The organism is Stenotrophomonas sp. HMWF003 (genome assembly GCF_003061285.1).
Classification (GTDB): Bacteria; Pseudomonadota; Gammaproteobacteria; order Xanthomonadales; family Xanthomonadaceae; genus Stenotrophomonas; species Stenotrophomonas maltophilia_AP.
Genome location: NZ_QAIW01000368.1, coordinates 11732 through 12185, shown reverse-complemented (window position 1 = coordinate 12185; position 454 = coordinate 11732). Strand labels below are relative to the sequence as shown.

Below are 454 nucleotides of genomic sequence, written 5' to 3'. Positions count from 1 at the left end.
CAGCCCGCACGGCGCTGTGTTATGACTGCGGCCTGCCCTCGGACAACGGAAGAGCAACCCTATGGCGCGCGGCATCAATAAAGTCATCCTGGTCGGCAACCTCGGCAACGACCCGGACGTGAAGTACACCCAAGGCGGCATGGCGATCACCCGCATCAGCCTGGCCACCACCAGCGTCCGCAAGGACAAGGATGGCAACCAGCAGGAGCGTACCGAATGGCACCGCGTGGTGTTCTTCGGCAAGCTCGGTGAAATCGCCGGCGAATACCTGCGCAAGGGCAGCTCGGTCTACGTCGAAGGCAGCCTGCGGTACGACAAGTACACCGGCCAGGACGGCGTGGAGAAGTACTCCACCGACATCATCGCTGACGAAATGCAGATGCTGGGCGGCCGCGGTGAAGGCGGCGGTGGCGGCGGTGCAGGCGCCGGTGCCGGTGGCAACTACGGCGGCGGC

General features: G+C 65.2%; 1 protein-coding gene. It reads left to right on the top strand.

The window, feature by feature from the left end; translation table 11 throughout:
- Positions 1-61 precede the first annotated feature (61 nt).
- Positions 62-454 (top strand): single-stranded DNA-binding protein (ssb, locus tag DBR34_RS15140; RefSeq protein WP_258223972.1); only part of this gene is annotated, 393 nt, incomplete at its 3' end.